We start from the raw sequence: 20943 nt of genomic DNA on the forward strand, positions 1-20943 counted from the left end.
ACGATGGGACAAGCGCAAGGGGAGCCGCAAGGAGGTCGCCGTACCGCCGCGCCACCCACCACGCACCGCGGCGGTACGGCACTTCGGCGAAGGCACACAGGGCACGCAGCACCAGCACCGCACGCACAGCACGCAGGGCAGGCACGGCGCAACGGCGGGGAGCCCCCTCACCTCACCGACGAGGGAACCCGTCGCACCACGGGCGTCACAGACGCCACACGCCGCGCACAGCTCCCGCAGCTCACGCGGCTCACGCCGCCCGCGCGGTCATCGCCGGCCGTCTTCGCAGCAGCTTTCCACGAGAGCACACGGGGGACGGAGCCGTCCTCCCGCGTGCCGACAGGAGGTCGGCCATGAAGGTCACCAGGGCTGCTCTGCCCTTTCTTCCGTTCTGCCAGCGCCTGCTGCCGAGCCGGCTGGCGGGACTCTCCATGGCCCTCCTGAAGGCCACCGCCCTGGAGATCGCGATCCTGGCCGGGCATCTCCTCCTCTACCCCTCCGGCATCACCCAGGAGCGACGAGCCCCCGCCCCACCCCTGCCCGCCGGGGACGGCACCGCCCAACTACCCACCCAGGCCAAGCCCCCCGTCGTCCTGCTGCACGGCTTCATCGACAACCGCTCGGTCTTCGTCCTGCTGCGCCGCAGCCTCGCCCAGCACGGCAGGCAGCAGATCGAGTCCCTCAACTACTCGCCCCTGACCTGCGACATACGCGCCGCGGCCGAGCTGCTGGGCCGGCACATAGAGGAGATCTGCGAGCGCACCGGAGCCCGCCAGGTCGACGTCGTCGGGCACAGCCTCGGTGGCCTGATAGCGCGTTACTACGTGCAGCGACTCGGCGGCGACACGCGCGTCCGGACGCTCGTGACACTCGGCACGCCGCACTCCGGCACCCGAGTCGCGCCACTGGCCGACGCGCACCCCATCGTGCGCCAGATGCGCCCCGGCTCACCGGTGCTCGAGGAGCTCACTCGGCCCGCCCCTGGCTGCCGTACGCACTTCGTCAGCTTCTGGAGCGACTTGGACCATGTGATGGACCCGCTGGAGACGGCCTGCGTCACCCATCCCGATCTGTCGGCGCAGAACGTACGGGTGACCGGCATCGGCCACCTCGCCCTACCCGTGCACCCCGCCGTCGCCAACGGAATACGGCAGGTCCTCGACACGGCCCGCCCGGGCGAACCGTCCGCCGGGCGCACCGACGGCCTCACGGTGGCCTGACACCGGCCCGGTCCGCTCGCCTCGTCCACCACCCGGTCGGGCGACAGTCGGCGCCACCCCGTCACAGACGGCTCACAGACTCGTCATACAGACGAAGGACCGCACCGCAGCACCCACCAGCATCGAACAAACCTCGAACACAGAGCCAAACCCGCGTCCGCAGTCCGCCGAAACACGGCCGAATGCCCGTTTCCTGCGCGCGCGAAACCTGCCGAAGATTGTCGTGCCCGCGTACCGCCGGGTACAGTCGCCGCACTGCTCTGGCAGCCCCTGTTGTCGAGGCGAAAGAGAAGTTGGTGAACGACCGTCACCCGTCGGGGACCATGACCCCGGCTCCGGCTTCCGACGCCGCCTCGGCGCACTACGCGTCATACGGCACCCAGGAAGCCCAGTACGGCGACTTCACCACGTACGGCGACTACGCCGCCACCGGTTTTGACCCCGGTACGGACGGCTCCGGTTTCAACGCCACCGGGCACGCCACGGCAAGCTTCGCCACGGACCCCCTCTTCGGCGACATGCCGGGCAGCGGCCACGACACGGGCACGTACGACACCGGCCACTGGCCCACGGGCGCGCACGAGAACCCGCACTACGACGGCTACACGGCCCAGCACCACGCCGCCTACGACACCGGCGTCTACGACACGACCTCCTGGACGGCCGAGCAGCAGCCGCTGTCGGCCATCCCGCCGCAGGCCACGTCCCCCGACAGCACCGGGCAGTGGGACAGCGGCGCCTGGCTCCAGCCGGACCAGTCCGGCAACCCCGCCGACCAGACCCAGCAGTGGGAATGGGGCACGCAGGCCTTCGACACCGGCACCTACGACGCCACGCAGTGGAACTCCGACGGCGCGGCCACCGCCCCGGCCCCCGACGGGTACGAGCACCACGGCGAGGCCTTCGACCAGCACGAGACCGCGACGTTCGAGCAGGTCTCCTACGACGAGTCCGCCGGGGCCGCCTACCACGACCCCGCCACGGACGGCGGTGAACCGGCCGCCACCGGCGAACTCCCCACCGTCGCCCCCCTCCTGGACGGCCAGGAAGAGGTCAGCCCGGCCCCTGGCTCACGCGCCGCCGCGCGCGCCGGGTCCCGTTCCCGGCGCCGTACGCCCCCCAAGCGCTCGGCGCTGCTGACCATCGCGGTGCCCTCTGCCTGTGTGATGGGCGTCGCCGGGATCGCCGCCGCCTCCGTCGGCAGCCTCACCGACGACGGTGCCGCGGAGGCGCACACCACCGCGGCGGACGCGCAGCCGGTGAAGCCGGCCGCCGCCAACAACAAACTGGACACGCAGCTGCAGAGCCTCGCCGCCGGCGCCGACGACTTCGCCGACCGGGCCAGCCGTACGCAGGAACGCATCGACCTCAAGGCCCAGCAGGCGGCCGAGCGGAAGCGGGCGGCGGAGGAGGCGGCCCGCAAGGAGCGGCTGCGGCCGAAGTTCGCCCTGCCGGTCGCGCAGCACGGACTCAGCGCCTACTACGGCCAGTCCGGCATCAACTGGATGTCCCTGCACACGGGCATCGACTTCCCCGTCTCGTACGGCACGACCGTGATGGCCGCGACCGACGGCACCGTGCGCACCCAGTGGAACAGCGCCTACGGCAACATGATGATCGTGACCGCGAAGGACGGCACGGAGACGTGGTACTGCCACCTCTCCACGTACACGGTGCCCTCCGGTACGACCGTCAAGGCCGGCGATCCGATCGCGCGCTCCGGCAACTCCGGCAACTCCACCGGCCCGCACCTGCACTTCGAGGTGCGCCCGGCCGGCGGCTCGCCGATCGACCCGCTGCCGTGGCTGCGCAGCCACGGCATCAACCCGACGTAACGTCCCGGCAGCCCCCGCCGGTCGAGCGGGCGGGGGCTCACCAGAGGTCACTTCACAGCCCTACAGCTTCTCCACCGGCGCGTACCGCAGCAGCAGCCGCTTCGGCTTCGTGTCGCCGAAGTCGATCGTGGCCTCGGCGTTCGCGCCCGTCCCCTTGACCGCGACGACGGTCCCGAGCCCGAACTGGTCGTGGGTGACCCGGTCCCCCACGGCGAGCGACACCACCGGCTTCTCGGCGGCGCGACGCGTGGCGAAACCGGACGCGCCCGATGCCGACGACCGCGAGCGTGACGAGGACAGCGAGGACGCCACCGCCGAGACCGGCCCGGAGGACGCGGGCGCGGTCGCTCCCGTCCGCTTCCACTCCACGTGGGCCGCGGGAATCTCCTCCAGGAACCGGGAGGGCGGGTTGTACGACGGCTGACCCCAGGCGCTGCGCAGCGTGGCCCGCGTCAGGTACAGCCGCTCGCGGGCGCGCGTGATGCCGACGTAGGCCAGGCGCCGCTCCTCCTCCAGCTCCTTGGTCTGGCCGAGGGCGCGCATGTGCGGGAAGACGCCGTCCTCCATGCCGGTGAGGAAGACGACCGGGAACTCCAGGCCCTTGGCCGTGTGCAGGGTCATCAGTGTGATGACGCCGTCGCCGTCCTCCTCGTCCGGGATCTGGTCGGAGTCGGCGACCAGCGCGACCTGCTCGAGGAAGTCGGCCAGCGTGCCCCCCGGGGCGGCGGCCCCCGCCGTCTCCGCGCCCTCGCCGCGCTCCTGCTCGAACTCCATGGCGACGGCGGCGAGTTCCTGGAGGTTCTCGATCCGGGTCTCGTCCTGCGGGTCGGTGGAGGCCTGCAGCTCGGCGAGGTATCCGGTGCGCTCCAGGACGGCCTCCAGCACGGTGGCCGGTCCGGCGCCGGACTCGACGATGGTCCGCAGGTCCTCCATCAGCGTGTTGAACCGCTTCACGGCGTTGGTGGAGCGCGCGGCCATGCCGTACGCCTCGTCGACGCGCTTGAGCGCCTGCGGGAAGCTGATCTTCTCCCGCTGGGCGAGGGCGTCGATCATCGCCTCGGCGCGGTCGCCGATGCCCCGCTTGGGGACGTTGAGGATCCGGCGCAGCGGCACCGAGTCCTCCGGGTTGGCCAGGACGCGCAGGTAGGCCAGGACGTCCCGGACCTCCTTGCGCTCGTAGAAGCGGACGCCGCCGACGACCTTGTAGGGCAGGCCGACGCGGATGAAGACCTCTTCGAAGACACGGGACTGGGCGTTCGTGCGGTAGAAGACGGCGACGTCGCCGGCCTTGGCCTCGCCCGCGTCCGTGAGGCGGTCTATCTCGTCGGCGACGAACTGCGCCTCGTCGTGCTCGGTGTCGGCGACGTAGCCGGTGATCCGCGCGCCCGTGCCCGCGTTGGTCCACAGGTTCTTGGGGCGGCGGGACTCGTTGCGCTCGATGACCGCGTTGGCGGCGCTGAGGATCGTCTGCGTGGAGCGGTAGTTCTGCTCCAGCAGGATCGTCGTCGCGTCCGGGTAGTCCTCCTCGAACTGGAGGATGTTGCGGATCGTCGCGCCGCGGAAGGCGTAGATCGACTGGTCGGCGTCGCCCACCACGCACAGCTCGGCGGGCGGGATCTCGGCCTCGGGCGGCACGTCGACGGGGTGCTCGGAGGTGCCGACCAGCTCGCGGACCAGGGCGTACTGGGCGTGGTTGGTGTCCTGGTACTCGTCGACCAGTACGTGCCGGAAGCGGCGGCGGTAGTGCTCGGCGACGTCCGGGAAGGCGCGCAGCAGGTTGACCGTCGTCATGATCAGGTCGTCGAAGTCGAGGGCGTTCGCCTCGCGCAGCCTCGACTGGTACATCGCGTAGGCCTGGGCGAGGGTCTTCTCGAAGCCGTCGGTGGCCTGGGCGGCGAAGTCCTCCTCGTCGATCAGCTCGTTCTTCAGGTTGCTGATCTTGGCGCTGAAGGACTTGGGCGGGAAGCGCTTGGGATCGAGGTCCAGGTCGCGGCAGACCAGGGCCATCAGGCGCTTGGAGTCGGCGGCGTCGTAGATCGAGAACGAGGACGTGAAGCCGAGCTTCTTCGACTCGCGCCGCAGGATCCGCACGCACGCGCTGTGGAAGGTCATCACCCACATCGCGTTGGCGCGCGGGCCGACGAGCTGCTCGACGCGCTCCTTCATCTCGCCGGCGGCCTTGTTGGTGAAGGTGATCGCGAGGATCTGGCCCGGGTGCACGTCCCGCTCGGCGAGCAGGTGGGCGATGCGGTGCGTGAGCACACGGGTCTTGCCGGAGCCGGCGCCGGCCACGATGAGCAGCGGGGAGCCGGAGTGGACGACGGCGGCGCGCTGGTTGTCGTTCAGCCCCTCCAGGAGGGCGGCGGTGTCCACGGCCGGGCGCGGGGCGCCGTCGCGGTAGTAGGCGTCCCGGTCCGGCGGCGCGTCGAACTTCCCGCCGAACAGATCGTCCGGGATCGACTCCGGAGCGTGATCGTCCTCGGGCGGTGGCGGGGGCTCGTCCGCAGGGCCCCGCTGGGCCTGGAGGTCCGCCAGGAAGCTGTCGTCAAAGAGGCTGCTCATCGCTCTCCGAGTCTAGGGCGCCCCACTGACAGCCCGCCGCCGCCCTGAGAACATCGCCGAAACGGCCCCCCTGTCACCCTCCAGGAGCGCACGATCACAGCCCGCAGCGGAGCGGCAAAAGCGGATGACTCGTGACCAAACTCCATCATCCCATCACTCTCAGCAATGGTCTCGAGTGAGGTCACGAAAATGTATCGGGCATATCACCCATCAACCTTCACAGAGGCCACACGAGTTGGCTACCGTGCGGGCAGGCCGTACGACCCCCACCGGCGAACGTCGCCGGGCCGCGCGGCCTCCGCCGAGTCCGGTGCGCCGCCGAGCAGCCGGAGCCGGGGACCCACCGAGACCTTGGGGTGAATCGGCCCGACTCCCCTAGCGGAGCAGGCCGTAGGGCAACCCTTCCGAGATACCCGCCCGAACCCGACAGCTAACCCGGTAGGCGGAACATGGAAGGAGTCGCCTCCCTTGGCGTCGCACCGCAAGTCGCGTCCTACGGGTACGCGCGTGGCAGGCATACGGACCCCCGCCCTCGCAACGGCGGCCCTCACCTCCGTGGCCCTGCTGTCCCAGTCGGCCAACGCAGCCCCCGACGCCGACGACAAGCCCAGCCTGGAGGAAGTCGAGAAGAAGGTCGACGACCTGTACCGCCAGGCCGAGTCGGCGACCGACAAGTACAACGCGGCCAAGGAGAAGACCGCGAAGCAGCGCAAGCGCGTCGACACCCTCCTCGACGACGTCGCCCAGCGCACCCAGAAGCTCAACGAGGCGCGGGAGGAGCTGGGTTCCTTCGCCGCCGCCCAGTACCGCACCGGCGCCTCCGCCCCGGACACCGCGACGTTCCTGCTCGCGGACACCCCGCAGGACTACTTCGACCAGACCCAGCTGATGGACCGGATGACCGGCCGTCAGAAGGTCGCGGTCGACGACTACGTCACCCAGCAGTCCGAGACGATGAAGAAGCGTCAGGAGGCCACGGAGAGCCTCGCGACGCTCACCGAGTCCCAGGGCGACCTGAAGACCGCCAAGGCCACCGTCCAGCGGAAGCTCGCCGACGCGCGCGAGCTGCTCTCGCAGCTGACCGCCGAGGAGAAGGCGCGGCTCGCGGCGATCGAGAAGGAGAAGCAGGAGGAGGCCGCCCGCAAGGCCGCCGAGCTGGCCCGGGAGCAGGCCGAGCAGCAGCAGGCCCAGGAGGAGGCCGCCCAGCAGCAGGAGAGCGGCTCCTCGGCGTCGGGCTCCGGCACCTCCACCTCGACGGCCCCGGCCGACTCCTCGTACGCCACCAAGGCCGAGAAGGCCCTCGCCTTCGCCCGCGCCCAGATCGGCAAGCCGTACGTGTGGGGCGCCGTCGGTCCCGGCTCCTACGACTGCTCCGGCCTCACCCAGGCCGCGTGGAAGGCGGCGGGGGTGACCCTGCCGCGCACGACCTACGACCAGGTCAACGCCGGCACCACGGTCCCGCTCTCCCAGGCCCAGCCCGGTGACCTGGTCTTCTTCTACGACGACGTCACGCACGTGGGCATCTACATCGGCAACGGCATGATGATCCACGCCCCGAAGCCCGGCACCTACGTGCGCGAGGAGTCGATCTACTACGACGGCGAGTCGTCGATCCACAGCGTGGTGCGGCCCGCCTGAGAAGTCCCGGACGTTTTTGAGGGGCACGCGCGCGTGCCCCTCTCGTCCTGTGCGCGGCGCTCTCTAGCATCGGCGCTATGTCCGACCCCTCCCCGTCTGTCACCTTGTGGGCGATGTACGCCCTGACGACCGGCACCTTGTCGGTCAGCCTCGACTCGGCGGGGTACGAGGTCCTGTCCCGGATCGCCCTCGTCCTGGCCTGCGCGGGCGGACTGGGGGCGGTCGCGCACGCCCTGCTCCTGCCGCCGCGGCCGGACTGGCGGAGGGATACGGCGGCGGCGCTCACCTGGGTGGCCGCGACCGCCGTCGCCGGCACCGGCTTCGCCGCGGCCGGCCTGCAGCGCCCGGCCGCGGCGCTGCTGGCGCTCGCCGCGCCGCTCTGGGCCGTGTCGCTCGTCGCGGCGGGCAGGGAGCGGCGCGGGACCGTGTTCCTGCGCTGTGTGGCCACCCAGGGCCTCGCCGCGCTCGGCGCCACACTCGCCGCCGCCGAGTCGGCGGCCTGGCTCGCGCACGCGGCCCTGACGCTGTTCTGGCTGGGGCTCGTGCTCTACTGCCTCGCCCTGTTCCGCTTCCAGCCGCGACAGGTGGCCGAGGGACCCGGGGATCACTGGCTCCTGGGCGGCGCGCTCGCCGTCTCAGCGCTGGCCGGGGCCAGGCTGATCAGCGCCGACAGCGACCGTCTGTACCTGTGGAACGACGACGACCACGCCGTCCTCACCAGGACCACCGTCACACTGCTCGTGCTCACCGCGGTCTGCTGCGTCGCCCTGTTCACGGCCGAACTCTTCTGGCCCCGGCGCCAGTACGACGTGCGGCGCTGGGCGACCGTCTTCAGCGCGGTCGGGGCGGCGGCCGCCGCCCTGGCGGTCGCGGCCGCCCTCGACGCCCCCTGGCTCGACGTCCTCGGGGAGGCGCTGCTGTGGATCGCCGTGGCCGCGTGGCTGGGATGCACGGCCTGGACGATCACCTCGGTCCGGACCGGCGTGCGGACAGGACGGGTCAGGTCCAGAGCACGGCGATGAAGACGTTCGCCGCGGTCAGCAGCCCGACCAGGCCGAACAGGCCCTTGTCCACCTTCTCGTCGTCGCGTTTGACGTAGACCAGGCCGAGGATCACGATCAGCAGGGCCAGCTTCACGCCGATCTTGATGTTGTTCACGGACTGGTCGTCGGCCTGGTTGAGACCGACCAGGATCACACCGGTGACCAGCATCGTCAGCGCGCCGTGCAGCATCGCGGGGGTGTAGCGGGCGGTGCCCGCGCCCATCGCCTTCATCTGGGTGAGGAAGCCGCCCAGGAGCGCGGCGATGCCGATGATGTGGAGACCGACGAAGAGGTGGATGAGTACGTCCATGAGGCCGGAGCCTAATGAGGACCCCGACGCCTTCCGACACCGGCCCATCGATGCATATATGCGGCCCCATACCACCCCATCACCGTCACTCGCCCACGAATCGACGCATCGGTCATCACGCTGAGTTAAGCCGACGACGTCTGAGCCGGATCACGGTCGCATACGGTCACCGCCGGTCCTCTCGGGACAGTTCCGCGCACCCGCCACCGGCCCGGGACGGCGCGGTTTAGCGTCCTCCACCAGGTGACCGGCTCCCCACCGCCGCCCGGGCCAGGGGCGGCAGTCGGGCACCACCGCCGAGAAGGTCCGGCGGCGGTCCGCTCCCCCTGTGCGGGCCGTCGCCGGACGCGCAGGCCGCCCGTCCGCTCCCCCAGGCGGCCGTACGCACCCAGCGGCGGTCGAGGAAAGGACGTGGCCTCCAGGTGGCAGCGCACCGCAAGCCCCGACAGCGCTCGGCGAGCGGCAACACGGCCCGTACGGCCGCCACGATCGCACTCGCCGGCGCGGCGACCGCGACGGGCTTCGACGGGACCGGACACGCCGAACCACAGCTCTCCCCCGGCCAGGTCAAAACCAAGGTGGACAAGCTGTACCAGGAGGCGGAGGTCGCCACCGAGAAGTACAACGGTGCGAAGGAGAAGGCCGAGGCGGCCGGACAGCGCCTGAAGGACCTCCAGGACCAGGCCGCCCGCACGAACGAACGGCTCAACTCGGCCCGCGAAGAACTGGGTTCGGTCGCCGCAGCGCAGTACCGCGCCGGCGGTCTCGACCCCGCTGTGCAGCTCGCCCTGTCCGCCGACCCGGACCGCTACCTGGAGAACGCCGAGTTCGTCGAGCGGGCCGGCAACCGGCAGAAGGCGGCCGTCGGCCGCGTACGCAAGCAGCTCCGGGAGATCGAGCAGCTGCGTGGGGCCGCCCACATCGAGCTGGCGTCCCTGAAGTCGCGGCAGGCGGAGCTGAAGCGGCACAAGAAGAGCATCACCGGCAAGCTGGGCTCCGCGCGGCAGTTGATGTCCCGGCTCAACGCGCAGGAACGTTCCAGGCTCGGGGAAGCGCCGGGCACCGAGCGCGCCTCACGCTCCTCGACGGTGCCGCGCGACCTTCTGACCGCGCCCGGATCCGCCACCGCGCAGGCACCCAACGCCCGGGCGGCCGCCGCCGTCTCCTACGCCTACCAGAAGCTCGGCAGCCCCTACGTCTGGGGCGCGACCGGCCCGAACGCCTTCGACTGCTCGGGCCTCGTCCAGGCCGCGTACCGCGCCGCGGGCGTCTCCCTGCCCCGCACGACGTACTCCCAGATCGACGCCGGCCGCCGTGTCTCCCGCTCCGAACTCCTCCCCGGCGACCTGGTGTTCTTCTACGCCGGCATCAGCCACGTCGGCATCTATGTGGGCAACGGCCGGATGATCCACGCCCCGAACCCCTCCGCGCCGGTACGGGTCGCCCCGCTCGACGAGATGCCGTACGCGGGTGCCACACGGGTCGTCTGACCGGCGGCGGCAGCACCGTGGCGCCGTCCCGTCCCGTCCCGGCTCGGCTCGGCTCGGCTCGGCTCGGCAGCACTGTCGCGCCATCCCGGCCCGGCAGCGCCGTCGCGCCGTCCCGGCCGCTCCCGCCGGTTTCAGGCCGCCCCGGCCCCCGTCACACCAGCCGGCGAGCCGTCGCCCAGCGCGTCAGCTCGTGCCGGTTGGAGAGCTGGAGCTTGCGGAGGACCGCCGAGACATGCGACTCGACCGTCTTCACGGAGATGAACAACTGCTTGGCGATCTCCTTGTACGCGTATCCCCGGGCGATGAGCCGCAGCACCTCGCGCTCGCGCTGGGTCAGGCGGTCCAGGTCCTCGTCGACCGGCGGCGCGTCCGTGGAGGCGAAGGCGTCGAGAACGAACCCGGCCAGTCGCGGCGAGAAGACCGCGTCGCCCTCCTGGACACGGAAGATGGAGTCCACGAGGTCCGTGCCGGTGATCGTCTTGGTGACGTACCCACGGGCCCCGCCGCGGATCACGCCGATCACGTCCTCCGCCGCGTCCGACACGGACAGCGCGAGGAAGCGGACCGGCTGCTCGGAGTCCGCCATCAACGGGGCACAGCGGCGCAGCACTTCCACCCCGCCGCCGCCCGGCAGGTGCACGTCGAGCAGGACTACCTCGGGCCGGGTCGCGGTGATGACCGTGACCGCCTGGTCGACGTCCGCGGCCTCGCCGACGACCTCGACACCGGTCTGCTCGGTCTGCCCGATCTCGGCCTGGACGCCCGTACGGAACATGCGGTGGTCGTCGACGAGGACCACGCGCACACGACGCCCGGTGCCGCCGCCCGACTCCGCGGGCCCGGCCGCCTCCGCCGATCCCGCCGTACCGTTCGCCTCGGTGGGGTCGCTCATGACGTCTTCTCCGCCCTCTCCATCTCCAGCTCGACCTCGGTGCCGCCGTCGGGCACCGCGCGCAGTCGCGCCGTGCCGCCGTTGCGCTCCATGCGGCCGATGATCGATTCTCTGACACCCATCCGGTCGGCGGGTATCGAGTCGAGGTCGAAGCCGGGGCCTCGGTCCCGGACGGACACGAAGACCGTCTTCCCCTCGACCTCGGCGTAGACCTGTACGGCGCCGCCCTCGCCACCGTACTTGGCGGCGTTCACCATTGCTTCGCGCGCGGCCTGCATCTGCGCGCCGATTCTCTCGTCGAGCGGGCAGTCGCCCACGACCACGACCTCGATGGGCACACCGTGCTTGTCCTCCACCTCGGCCGCGTTGCGCCGCACGGCGTCCGCGAGGGTCGTGGGTTCGTCGGCCTCGTCCTTGCCGGTGCCCTCCGGCTTGTAGAGCCAGGTGCGCAGGTCGCGCTCCTGGGCGCGGGCCAGGCGGCGCACCTCGTTCGCGTTCTCCGCGTTGCGCTGGATCAGGGTGAGGGTGTGCAGCACCGAGTCGTGCACATGGGCGGCGACCTCCGCGCGCTCCTGGGCCCGGATGCGCATCAGACGCTCCTCGGAGAGGTCCTGCGTCATGCGCACCAGATACGGCCCGGCGAGCAGAGTTATCCCGACGAGGACCGCGAGCGCCGCCTGGAGGACCGACCCGAGATGAGCGGCGGAGCCCTGCAGGACGAAGATGCCGGAGACGCCGGCCGTCACCAGCAGGACACCGCCCACCGAGCGCAGCAGCGTGACCGTGCGCCGGCGGCGGCCGACCTCGACCCAGCGGGCCCGGCGGGCGTTGTCCGCCTGCCGCCAGACCAGGGCGACGCCCGCGCCGACGAGGACGGTCGGCCAGAGGTACGCCCTGGCGCCGCCGCTGAGGTTCACGTTGCCCACGAAGACCATGGCCACCACGACCATGAGGAGCAGGGCCACTATCTGGCCCTTGTCGGGCCTGCGCGTGACGAGTCTGCGGCGACCGTCCGGCGAGGTCTCCGTCGTGACGAGGGAGGGCGGCTTCTGCGCCTCGACACCGCCGACGCCGAGCGGGACGAAGAACCAGAACGCGGCGTACAGCAGCGCACCGAGGCCGTCGGCCATGAACAGGCCGATGAAGACGAGCCGTACCCAGACCACGGGCAGCCCGAGGTGACCGGCGAGGCCTCGCGCCACCCCGCCCAGCCAGCGTCCGTCGCTGCTGCGGTAGAGCTTGCGCGGCGGCCGCGGTTCGACGAGTGGCGCTGCTGCGGCTTCCGACATGCCATTGATGGTCACATGTGCGGGAGGCCGGAGCATCAGGGTCGATCCCGGAGACGCCCCTGATCTCCGCGGACCGGTCCGTCGAACGCTTCCCGAGCCGTCACTCAGGGCCGATATCAGGGTCCGGCCAGGGTCGTTCCGACTGCCGCCGCGCCGCCGCGCCCGTCACCATGGACCCATGACCGATCACGAGCACGCCGCGACGGGTCCGGGACCCGGCTCCGGCCCGCGCCCCGCACCGGGCGCCGGGCCGCAGGATGCCGCGCCCGCCGCGGGCCCCACCGCGCCCCCGCGCGCGCACGGGCATGCGGACGCGGGAGAACAAGGAGGAGCACCGGACGCACCCGACGCGGCCGACCCCGCTGCCGGCCCCGCCGCGGAAGCCGCCCCGGCCGGCCCTCCCCACCGGTTCCGCCGCGACCGCCGCCACAAGACCCTGGCCGGCGTCTGCGCCGGACTCGGGCGGCAGTGCGACATGGACCCGGTGATCTTCCGCATCACCCTCGCCGTGCTCTCCGCCACCGGCGGTCTCGGCCTCCTGTTCTACGGCTTCGCCTGGCTCTTCGTCCCCTACGACGACGAAGAGCAGAACGAGGTGCGCAAGCTCCTCACCGGCCGGGTCGACGGTCAGGCCCTGACGGCCGTGCTGTTCGCGCTGGTCGGCTGCGGCGTCTTCCTGACCATGCTGAACAACGGCGGGGTGCTGACCTTCGCCGTCGTCCTCTCCCTCCTCCTCGCGGGCGCCGGCTACTGGTCGCGCCAGCGCGGCGCCCCCAGCCCCGACCCCCTCGCCGCCCAGGCGGCCGCCGACGCCCCACCGGAGCCCCAGGCCCCGCCGGTGCCTGCCGCCTTCCCCTCCTGGTGGCGCGACCCCATCGTCAAGGACGGCACCCACATCGGCGGCACGGGCTACCTCTGGGGCCCCCGTGACTCCCGCGACCTCGACGTGGCGGCGGCCATCAACATCAGCCTCGGCACCCAGCCGGGCGCCCGCGAGGACATACCCGCCCCGCACACCAGGCCGCCCAAGCCGCGCGGCCCTCGCTGGATCGGCGGCTGGGTCTTCCTCCTGGCCCTGCTCGCGGGCGCCCTGGGCACGAGCCGGACCTGGGACGGGCACCCGCTCGGCACCAGCCTCCAGACGGGTCTGTCCTGCGCGCTCGCCGTCCTGGGCCTGGGCATAGCGGTCAGCGCCTTCCTGGGGCGGACGGGGGCGGGCTCCATCTTCCTGGCGATCATCACGGCCGGCCTGCTCGCCGGCTCGGCGGCCCTGCCCAAGGACATCGGCACGCACTGGACGCGCACGACCTGGCAGCCCACCGCGGTGGCGGACGTGCGGGAGCAGTACGAGCTGGGCGCCGGAGTGGGCACCCTGGACCTGACCCGGCTGGACGTGCCCGAGAGACAGACGGTGACGACGCGCGCCGACGTGGGCGTGGGCCAGGTCAAGGTGCTCGTGCCGGAGGACGTGACGGTGCGGCTCAGCGTCGACGTGGGCGTGGGCGACCTCCAGCTGCCGGGTGACGACAAGAAGGACGTGGACGTGAAGCCGGGCCAGCACAAGCAGATAACCCTCTCCCCCGCCAAGGGCGTCAAGAAGTCCGGCACCATCGACCTGGACCTCCAGGTCGGTATGGGACAGGCGGAGGTGACCCGTGCTGCGTCATGAGTTCCAGCCCGGGAAGCTGGTCACCGGGGCCGTCCTCATCCTGGCGGGCGTCCTCTATGCCGGTGACGCGGGCGGCGCCTGGGAGACGCCGTGGTTCGTGGCGATCCCCCTCGTCACGGGCGGACTGTGCCTGGCGGGCGCGGTGGCGTTCGTGACGGGCCGCGTACGCCGACGCCGCGGGGCGGGCCGCACCACGGACGGACCCGGCCCGGACCTGGCGTCGTAGCCCGGGCGCGGCCACGTAACGGTGAGGCAGGGCGAGCCGCAGCCCGTCGCGCTACCGGTACCCGGCCCTTCGTTGCCGTCGCCGGGCCCGCAAGGCGGCGTCCAGGGACAGCAGAGGGGCCCCCGCCAGGATGAGGGGGATCCAGGCCATGAGGTAGGCGAGGTCGTTGCCGTAGTAGTACGGGTCGGAGGCCCAGCTCACCGTCAGCCACAGGCTGAGGGAGATCAGCGCGCCGCCGAGTGCGGCCAGCCGGGCGAGCAGGCCGAGGAGGGTGCCGATGCCGACGGCCAGTTCTCCGAAGGCGATGGCGTAGCCGAAGCCGACGGGGTTCTTCAGGGAGAGGTCGACCAGGGCGGGAATGGCGGAGGAGTCGCGGACGGCACGCATCATGTCGCCGATCGATCCGGACCCGGCCTCCTTCATGAAGGCACTGTCAGTGATCTTGTCCAGGCCGGCGTAGATGAAGGTGACGCCGAGGAAGATGCGGAGGGGAAGGAGGGCGTAGCGGACGGCCGTGTCCCGCCAGTCTCCTCCGCCGCCGGAGTGGGGGGTGTGCGTGTCCGTTCTCATGCTGTGAGTCATCGCTGCGTAGCCGCCTCTCGCCCGCCGGTGCCGAGACCCCCTCAACAGACCATACGTACGACAAACCGACCCGGCTCAATCCTGTGCGTCCCGACTTTTCCGAAGCGCACCGGGTGTTCACAGCTGAGCGAGACGCGCCCGCACGCCGCGGGACGGCGCAAGGGGACGTGTCGGGGGGTGTCCGCCCGCAGCGGTTGGCGCGTCAACGAACAGTCTCGGCGTCCGACCTCATCGCGCCGTTCCGAGGACGGACACCCTTCGGCGCGGCCCCGACCCACAGCCCGGCGCAGGCGAAGACGCGCACCCCAACCCAAGCAGCCACGGGCCGCCGCAGGCGTCCCGCCCCACCACCGGAGGCACCCGTCACTCCGTCACATCCACCACGTACCGGTTCGTCTCCACCCCCGCCGCGGTAACGACCTGCACCTCCACCCGCCCCGGCTCCACATCCGCCGGCACCGGCACCGTCAGCAACGTGTCCGTCGGATTGCGGAAACCGCCGGGCACCGGCACCAGAGGCACATGAACATGCACCGGCCCCACCCGCACGACCATCCGGGCCAGCCGATCGGCCGCCTGTGCCCCCGGCGGCACAAAGCCCGCACCCCGGATCTCGATGTCGTCCCCCGTACGGATCGGGGCGTCCAGGTCCCCCGCCTCCCGCGCCCGCACGACGGAGAGGATGACCGGGCGTCCGCCCTCCGCGTACTTGCCCGCCAGGTACGTCGCCGCCGACACCAGCACCACCACCGCCAGCCCCCACGGCAGGTCCGGCAACTGGTCCGGCCGCCTGGCCAGCCGTACCGCCGCGAAGACCAGGGCGACCCCGCTGATCACGACGTACTGGATGTCGGCGAAAGTGCCCCGCCCGGAGTCGTCGGTCAGCAGGTCGGCGGCGCGGGGCCGGTCGGCACGCACCTTCTGCAGCCGCTGCCCCAGGACCCGCAGCCCGACCACCCGCCGCACGAGGACGGCGATCCCGCACACCACGGCGAGCACGGTCACGACCCCGGCGCCGCGGGCGAGTTCCAGCCCGGAGATCAGCGCGTCCCGTTCCCGGTGCCGGGAGACGGCGGCGAGCCGCCCGGCCAGCACGAGCACCGAGTACGCCACGAAGAGCACCCATGCGGCGGCGACCGTACGGGAGGTGGACAGACGGTTGTCCTCACCGATCACGGGCGCCAGCGCACCGCCCTTCGCCCGGTGGAACCACGACGCCGCGGTCAGCGCACCCGCCACCACCAGCGCCGCGGCCAACCCGGCCGTCCGCGCCGACGTCCAGCCCGCGCCGACCGCGGTGAGGGCCTGCCCGAGCAGCAACAGCACCACGACGGCCCACACCACACCCGCCGTGCGACGCCACAGGCCGGTCAGCCAGGCCTGGCCCTCGGCCCGTCCGCGTTCGGCGACGAGTTCCGCGGACTGCGCGAGTTCCTCCGACACCCACTGGCGGGAGGCGGAGGCGGAGTGGGCCACGGCGGCGGGCAGCCCCTGCCCGGCCGCGAACTCGTCACGGCGACGCAGGAACGCGGCGACGGCGCGCCGATGCCCCTCGCGCGCCCCGTGCGGGCAGTCCCCGCAGGCGCACCCGCCCTCGTGGGATTCACCCGGGCCGACGCCGTGGCCGGACGCGTGACCACCCCCGTGGCCAGGCACGTGACCTGCGGCGTAGCCGCCCGTGTACCCGCCCGCATAACCACCGGCACGCGCACCCGCGTACACACCCGCATCCCCGCCGCCCTGCCCCGTCTCGCGCACCGCCACGCCCGACGCCCGCCTTCCCGCGACCCAACCACCGCCGGTCTTCCGGACCCCGGAAACACCGCTGTGCAACTCCCGTGCGACGAGGACGAATTGTGCCCTATACCACCCAGTCCGCGTCCGCCCTCTCTGGCCAACACGGGTGAAGTTCGGCGTGCCGTGTTGACCTGGCTGCGAGAATTCCCCTATGGCCGAGATCATCCAGCGTGACGGGACCTGGGCCTTCGACGGCAGCACGGTCCGGATCACGCCCGGTCTGCACCGGTCCGTGCCGCTGTTCCGGCAGACGTACGGCGAGATCGCGGTGCCGCTGGAGGCGGTCGCGGGGGTCGTCCTGGAACCCGAACGCAGGCGTGGCCGGCTCCGGTTGCGGCTGCGCGAGGGCGCCGACCCCCTGCTCCAGGCCACGGGCGGCCGGCTGCCGGACGCGGCGGATCCCTACCGGCTGTCGGTGGAGGTCGACCGGACGGGGGTGGCCGAGTACGTCGCCGAGGAGATCCGCCGCGCGCTGCTCCTGGAGCGGATACCGAAGGAACCGGCGCAGGCGTATCTGCTGCCCGGCCCGCCGGTTCCGGTCTCGGTGCGCTCCTCGGACGGGACGGTCTCCTTCGACGGCTCACAGGTGCGGATCGACTGGAGCGACACCTCCGAGCGGGTCAAGCGCGCCACCGGCCCGCGCATCATCGACCTGGGCGACCTGGTGCGGGTCGAGTGGCTGCCGAACTCCGGCCACGAGGACGGTTTCCTGCGCTTCGTGACGCGTGAGACGGTGTTCTCGAAGCTGCCCCCGGAGAAGGACCCGTACGCCCTGGACCTGTGGGGCAGCACCCGCCGCGATCTGCTCACGGCGCTCGTCGCCACGGCGGTCACGGCCCGGCTGCCGCACCCGTCGTCCCGGGCCCCGGCAGAGAGCGACGCGAGCGGTCACGCCTCCCGCCCGGCACCCGCCCTGCCCCGCACCGCCGACCACCACGACGTGCTGCTCCGTCGCCTGCGTGAGTTGGGCGAGTTGCACCGGGACGGCGTGCTCACGGACGAGGAGTTCGCACGGACGAAGGCCGTGGTGCTGCGCGGCTTCTGACTCCGCCGGCACCGGACAGCACCGTCCCTTCCCCGCGACCTGATCCGAACGACGGGCCCTATCCCAGCAGGTCCGGCTCACTCCGGCAGACGTCCTGCCACATCGGCTGGTAGTTGATCCACGCCACCAAGTCGCCACCCAGCTGCTCGCGCGTCGCCACCGCCATCCGGTGGTCGATGCGGACCGGCCGACCGGCCGCCTGCGCCGTCAGCTGCACCTGGCAGGACCGCTCCATGGACACGAACCACCAGGCCGCCGCGTCCACCGAGTCGCCGACGGTCAGCAGCCCGTGGTTGCGCAGCACGAGCGCCTTGCGGGAGCCGAGCACGGCCGCGATGCGCCGCCCCTCCTCGGCGTCGACGGCGACGCCGGTGTAGGTGTCGTAGAGGGCGTGGTCCTCGTAGAAGGCGCAGCTCTCCTGGGTGATCGGCTCCAGCAGGTCGCCGAGGGCCGCGAGCGCCCGGCCGTGCACGGAGTGGCAGTGGGCGACGGCGACCACGTCGGGGCGGGCGGCGTGGACCTGGGCGTGCACGGTGAACGCCGCCTGGTTGACGTGGTAGCCGCCCTCGACGACCTGGCCGTCCTGGTTGGCGAGCACCAGGTCGCTCACGGTGACGTGCCGGAAGGGCATTCCGAACGGGTTGACCCAGAAGCAGTCGCTGTACTCCGGGTCGCGGGCGGTGATGTGCCCGGACACGCCGTCCTCGAAGCCGAGCCGCCCGAAGATCCTGAGGGCGCCGGCGAGCCGCTCCTTGCGGTGCCGGCGCTCGTCCTCGACCGACTCGTGCATCGGCGGCATCGCGAACCGCAGTCGGTCGGTGGGCAGCGGCAGGGGCGGGGTGGGCCCGTGCATAGGTCCTCCAGCGCTGGTTCTTCGTAACGGGGCGGAAGCTACCGCCGGTCGGCCCGCGAAGGACAGAACCGTTTCGTAAAGACGAAACGAGCGCCCCTCCGAGCACCCTGCACACTCCCTTGTGCCCCCGGGCTCCCCGACCCCACGAATAGCCGACAGAAGATGTCCGGTTTCGGCGCCAGACTCTCCGTATGACAGCGAACTGGGCGGCTTTCGCCACCGCCGAACCGGACCTGGCCAGTACCGTCGAGAAGCGCTTCGGCGCCTACACGCACCACATCCTCGCCACGCTCCGCAAGGACGGCTCGCCCCGGACGAGCGGTCTGGAGGTGCGGTTCCTCGGCGGCGAGCTGTGGCTCGGCATGATGCCGAACTCCCTGAAGGCGCTCGACCTGCGCCGCGACCCGCGCTTCGCGCTCCAGACGAACCCCGGGGAGGGCACCGGCATGGGCGGCGGCGACGTCCGGATCAGCGGCCGGGCGTACGAGGTCGACGACGTGGAGACGAAGGCGGGATACGTCGAAGAGGTGGAACCGCCGGAGCCGTTCCACCTCTTCCGCACCGAGCTGACGGAGGTCGTGAGGACCTCCATCGAGGACGACACCTACCTCGTCGTCCAGATCTGGAAGCCCGGCGAGCCCTTGCGCACGATCAAGCGCACCTAGCGGCGACCCAGAGGATCACTCCCACTCGATCGTCCCCGGCGGCTTCGACGTCACGTCGAGGACGACGCGGTTGACGTCGCGCACCTCGTTCGTGATGCGGGTGGAGATCCGGGCGAGGACGTCGTACGGCAGGCGCGACCAGTCGGCCGTCATGGCGTCCTCGGAGGAGACGGGGCGCAGGACGATCGGGTGGCCGTAGGTGCGGCCGTCGCCCTGGACGCCGACGCTGCGGACGTCCGCGAGGAGGACCACCGGGCACTGCCAGATGTCCCGGTCGAGGCCGGCCGCCGTCAGCTCCTCGCGGGCGATGGCGTCGGCCTCGCGCAGCAGGTCCAGGCGCTCCTTGGTGACCTCGCCGACGATGCGGATGCCGAGGCCGGGGCCGGGGAACGGCTGGCGCTGGACGATCTCCTCCGGCAGGCCGAGTTCCTGGCCGACCATGCGGACCTCGTCCTTGAACAGCTTGCGCAGCGGCTCGATCAGCTTGAACTCGAGGTCCTCGGGCAGGCCGCCCACGTTGTGGTGGGACTTGATGTTGGCGGTGCCGGTGCCGCCGCCGGACTCGACGACGTCCGGGTAGAGCGTGCCCTGGACGAGGAACTCCACCGCGGGGCCCTGGTCGGCGATGATCTCGGCCTGGGCCTGCTCGAAGACGCGGATGAACTCGCGGCCGATGATCTTCCGCTTCTCCTCGGGGTCGGAGACCCCGGCCAGCGCCTTGAGGAACCGCTCCTCGGCGTCCACGACCTTCAGCTGCACGCCGGTCGCGGCGACGAAGTCCTTCTCGACCTGCTCGGTCTCGCCCTTGCGCATCAGGCCGTGGTCGACGTACACGCAGGTCAGCTGGGAGCCGATGGCCTTCTGCACGAGGGCAGCGGCGACGGCGGAGTCCACGCCGCCGGACAGGCCGCAGATGGCGCGCCGGTCGCCGACCTGCTCGCGGATGGCGGCGACCTGCTCCTCGATCACGTTGCCCGTGGTCCAGGACGGGGTGAGGCCCGCGCCCCGGTAGAGGAAGTGCTCCAGCACCTGCTGCCCGTGCGTGGAGTGCATCACCTCGGGGTGGTACTGGACGCCGTAGAGCTTCTTCTCGTCGTTCTCGAAGGCGGCGACCGGGACGACGTCCGTGGAGGCCGTGACGGAGAAGCCCTCGGGGGCGGCGGAGCAGGCGTCGCCGTGGGACATCCAGACGGCCTGCTCGGCCGGGGTGCCCTCGAAGAGGGTGGAGGAGGACTTGGCCACGTGCAGGTCGGTGCGGCCGTACTCGCGGGCGCCGGTGTTGTCGACGGTGCCGCCGAGGGTCTGCGCCATCAGCTGGAAGCCGTAGCACATGCCGAAGACGGGGACGCCGGCCTCGAAGAGCTCGCGGTCGAGGCGGGGGGCGCCCTCCTCGTAGACCGACGAGGGGCCGCCGGAGAGGATGATCGCCGCGGGGTTCTTGGCGAGGATCTCCTGGACCGGCATGGTGCTCGGCACGATCTCGCTGTAGACCCGCGCCTCGCGGACGCGACGGGCGATGAGCTGGGCGTACTGCGCGCCGAAGTCGACGACCAGGACGGTGTCGGCGGCGTTGGCAGCGGGAGACGCTGATGACACGAGGTGCCTTCCGGCGGTGGGGCGGGGGTCTTGTGCCACCCGATTCTACCGAGGTGCTCGTGGGCAGCGTCCCGGCCACGGATCGTCCGGGCTCCGGCCCCGTTCCGGCCCCCGGCGTCTCACCATGCGAACCCGTTTGGACACCGCACCGGCCCCGGGCATACTGAGCCCCATGCTCACGCACCCGACCTTCCGCTTTACCTATGGCACCCGGCCCGCCGGCTGCCATGG

The 20943-nt window shown here is 71.8% G+C and carries 17 protein-coding genes and 1 riboswitch; of the genes, 9 read left to right on the forward strand and 8 right to left on the reverse strand.

The features are described from left to right. Nucleotides 1-353: 353 nt before the first annotated feature. Together ACSUPV_RS15705 and ACSUPV_RS15710 are read left to right on the forward strand one after the other, a co-directional pair. On the forward strand, nucleotides 354-1220 hold the full coding sequence (locus tag ACSUPV_RS15705) for a lipase family alpha/beta hydrolase (protein ID WP_031119939.1): 867 nt from the start codon (nucleotides 354-356) through the stop codon (nucleotides 1218-1220). 182 nt (nucleotides 1221-1402) lie between these two features. Beyond that, nucleotides 1403-3055 (forward strand): M23 family metallopeptidase, encoded by a 1653-nt coding sequence (locus tag ACSUPV_RS15710; RefSeq protein ID WP_436947703.1) that lies wholly within the window; start codon nucleotides 1403-1405, stop codon nucleotides 3053-3055. Between the two features lie 60 nt (nucleotides 3056-3115). On the opposite strand, the gene pcrA is transcribed toward ACSUPV_RS15710, so the two are convergent. After that, the gene (gene pcrA, locus ACSUPV_RS15715) at nucleotides 3116-5617 is read right to left on the reverse strand and encodes a DNA helicase PcrA (protein WP_436947704.1); all 2502 of its coding nucleotides are present in this window, start codon (nucleotides 5615-5617) and stop codon (nucleotides 3116-3118) included. 306 nt (nucleotides 5618-5923) lie between these two features. Beyond that, a riboswitch (cyclic di-AMP (ydaO/yuaA leader) is annotated at nucleotides 5924-6077 on the forward strand. An 8-nt stretch (nucleotides 6078-6085) separates the two neighbouring features. Between pcrA and ACSUPV_RS15720 the strand changes: the two genes are divergently transcribed. Then, nucleotides 6086-7255, forward strand: a complete 1170-nt coding sequence (locus tag ACSUPV_RS15720; protein WP_031119942.1) for a C40 family peptidase — start codon at nucleotides 6086-6088, stop codon at nucleotides 7253-7255. A gap of 77 nt (nucleotides 7256-7332) precedes the next feature. After that, entirely contained in the window at nucleotides 7333-8277 is a 945-nt protein-coding gene (locus ACSUPV_RS15725) for a hypothetical protein (protein ID WP_436947705.1), read from the forward strand. On the opposite strand, the gene ACSUPV_RS15730 is transcribed toward ACSUPV_RS15725, so the two are convergent. Beyond that, on the reverse strand, nucleotides 8255-8608 hold the full coding sequence (locus ACSUPV_RS15730; RefSeq protein WP_031119944.1) for a hypothetical protein: 354 nt from the start codon (nucleotides 8606-8608) through the stop codon (nucleotides 8255-8257). The two genes, ACSUPV_RS15725 and ACSUPV_RS15730, sit on opposite strands and share 23 nt — an antisense overlap. Before the next feature lie 422 nt (nucleotides 8609-9030). Here ACSUPV_RS15730 and ACSUPV_RS15735 point away from each other — a divergent pair, with 422 nt between their 5' ends. Then, nucleotides 9031-10098, forward strand: a complete 1068-nt coding sequence (locus tag ACSUPV_RS15735) for an NlpC/P60 family protein (RefSeq protein ID WP_436947706.1) — start codon at nucleotides 9031-9033, stop codon at nucleotides 10096-10098. Between the two features lie 151 nt (nucleotides 10099-10249). On the opposite strand, the gene ACSUPV_RS15740 is transcribed toward ACSUPV_RS15735, so the two are convergent. Next, nucleotides 10250-10990, reverse strand: a complete 741-nt coding sequence (locus ACSUPV_RS15740) for a LuxR C-terminal-related transcriptional regulator (protein ID WP_031119946.1) — start codon at nucleotides 10988-10990, stop codon at nucleotides 10250-10252. Next, nucleotides 10987-12279, reverse strand: coding sequence for an ATP-binding protein (locus ACSUPV_RS15745; protein WP_037767640.1), 1293 nt, complete (start codon nucleotides 12277-12279; stop codon nucleotides 10987-10989). Before ACSUPV_RS15745 ends, ACSUPV_RS15740 begins: the two co-directional genes overlap by 4 nt. Before the next feature lie 178 nt (nucleotides 12280-12457). Here ACSUPV_RS15745 and ACSUPV_RS15750 point away from each other — a divergent pair, with 178 nt between their 5' ends. Both ACSUPV_RS15750 and ACSUPV_RS15755 read left to right on the forward strand, forming a co-directional pair. Then, on the forward strand, nucleotides 12458-13948 hold the full coding sequence (locus tag ACSUPV_RS15750) for a PspC domain-containing protein (protein WP_436947707.1): 1491 nt from the start codon (nucleotides 12458-12460) through the stop codon (nucleotides 13946-13948). Beyond that, nucleotides 13935-14174: a hypothetical protein gene (locus ACSUPV_RS15755; RefSeq protein WP_382617195.1), complete on the forward strand. Its 240-nt coding sequence runs from the start codon at nucleotides 13935-13937 to the stop codon at nucleotides 14172-14174. The genes ACSUPV_RS15750 and ACSUPV_RS15755 overlap by 14 nt, the downstream gene beginning before the upstream one ends. 51 nt (nucleotides 14175-14225) lie before the next feature. Here ACSUPV_RS15755 and ACSUPV_RS15760 read toward each other — a convergent pair whose 3' ends face one another. Both ACSUPV_RS15760 and ACSUPV_RS15765 read right to left on the reverse strand, forming a co-directional pair. After that, entirely contained in the window at nucleotides 14226-14756 is a 531-nt protein-coding gene (locus ACSUPV_RS15760) for a DoxX family membrane protein (RefSeq protein ID WP_037767010.1), read from the reverse strand. A gap of 363 nt (nucleotides 14757-15119) precedes the next feature. Further along, complete coding sequence (locus ACSUPV_RS15765; RefSeq protein ID WP_051649203.1) at nucleotides 15120-16412, reverse strand: hypothetical protein; 1293 nt, start codon at nucleotides 16410-16412, stop codon at nucleotides 15120-15122. 292 nt (nucleotides 16413-16704) lie between these two features. Here ACSUPV_RS15765 and ACSUPV_RS15770 point away from each other — a divergent pair, with 292 nt between their 5' ends. Continuing rightward, nucleotides 16705-17598 (forward strand): DUF4429 domain-containing protein, encoded by an 894-nt coding sequence (locus tag ACSUPV_RS15770; RefSeq protein WP_436947708.1) that lies wholly within the window; start codon nucleotides 16705-16707, stop codon nucleotides 17596-17598. 58 nt (nucleotides 17599-17656) lie between these two features. On the opposite strand, the gene ACSUPV_RS15775 is transcribed toward ACSUPV_RS15770, so the two are convergent. Further along, on the reverse strand, nucleotides 17657-18451 hold the full coding sequence (locus ACSUPV_RS15775; protein WP_031119952.1) for a class II aldolase/adducin family protein: 795 nt from the start codon (nucleotides 18449-18451) through the stop codon (nucleotides 17657-17659). Between the two features lie 191 nt (nucleotides 18452-18642). Here ACSUPV_RS15775 and ACSUPV_RS15780 point away from each other — a divergent pair, with 191 nt between their 5' ends. Beyond that, nucleotides 18643-19116, forward strand: coding sequence for a pyridoxamine 5'-phosphate oxidase family protein (locus ACSUPV_RS15780; RefSeq protein WP_037767001.1), 474 nt, complete (start codon nucleotides 18643-18645; stop codon nucleotides 19114-19116). Nucleotides 19117-19131: 15 nt separating this feature from the next. Here ACSUPV_RS15780 and guaA read toward each other — a convergent pair whose 3' ends face one another. After that, on the reverse strand, nucleotides 19132-20712 hold the full coding sequence (gene guaA, locus ACSUPV_RS15785; protein ID WP_031119954.1) for a glutamine-hydrolyzing GMP synthase: 1581 nt from the start codon (nucleotides 20710-20712) through the stop codon (nucleotides 19132-19134). Nucleotides 20713-20943: the final 231 nt, after the last annotated feature.

The organism is Streptomyces sp. SudanB52_2052, from assembly GCF_964272415.1.
GTDB lineage: Bacteria > Actinomycetota > Actinomycetes > Streptomycetales > Streptomycetaceae > Streptomyces > Streptomyces olindensis.

Coding starts and splice junctions, on each gene's coding strand:
- ACSUPV_RS15705 (WP_031119939.1), top strand. CDS start 354: ATGAAGGTCACCAGGGCTGCTCTGCCCTTTCTTCCGTTCTGCCAGCGC.
- ACSUPV_RS15710 (WP_436947703.1), top strand. CDS start 1,403: ATGCCCGTTTCCTGCGCGCGCGAAACCTGCCGAAGATTGTCGTGCCCG.
- pcrA (WP_436947704.1), bottom strand. CDS start 5,617: ATGAGCAGCCTCTTTGACGACAGCTTCCTGGCGGACCTCCAGGCCCAG.
- ACSUPV_RS15725 (WP_436947705.1), top strand. CDS start 7,333: ATGTCCGACCCCTCCCCGTCTGTCACCTTGTGGGCGATGTACGCCCTG.
- ACSUPV_RS15730 (WP_031119944.1), bottom strand. CDS start 8,608: ATGGACGTACTCATCCACCTCTTCGTCGGTCTCCACATCATCGGCATC.
- ACSUPV_RS15740 (WP_031119946.1), bottom strand. CDS start 10,990: ATGAGCGACCCCACCGAGGCGAACGGTACGGCGGGATCGGCGGAGGCG.
- ACSUPV_RS15745 (WP_037767640.1), bottom strand. CDS start 12,279: ATGTCGGAAGCCGCAGCAGCGCCACTCGTCGAACCGCGGCCGCCGCGC.
- ACSUPV_RS15750 (WP_436947707.1), top strand. CDS start 12,458: ATGACCGATCACGAGCACGCCGCGACGGGTCCGGGACCCGGCTCCGGC.
- ACSUPV_RS15760 (WP_037767010.1), bottom strand. CDS start 14,756: ATGACTCACAGCATGAGAACGGACACGCACACCCCCCACTCCGGCGGC.
- ACSUPV_RS15770 (WP_436947708.1), top strand. CDS start 16,705: ATGGCCGAGATCATCCAGCGTGACGGGACCTGGGCCTTCGACGGCAGC.
- ACSUPV_RS15775 (WP_031119952.1), bottom strand. CDS start 18,451: ATGCACGGGCCCACCCCGCCCCTGCCGCTGCCCACCGACCGACTGCGG.
- ACSUPV_RS15780 (WP_037767001.1), top strand. CDS start 18,643: ATGACAGCGAACTGGGCGGCTTTCGCCACCGCCGAACCGGACCTGGCC.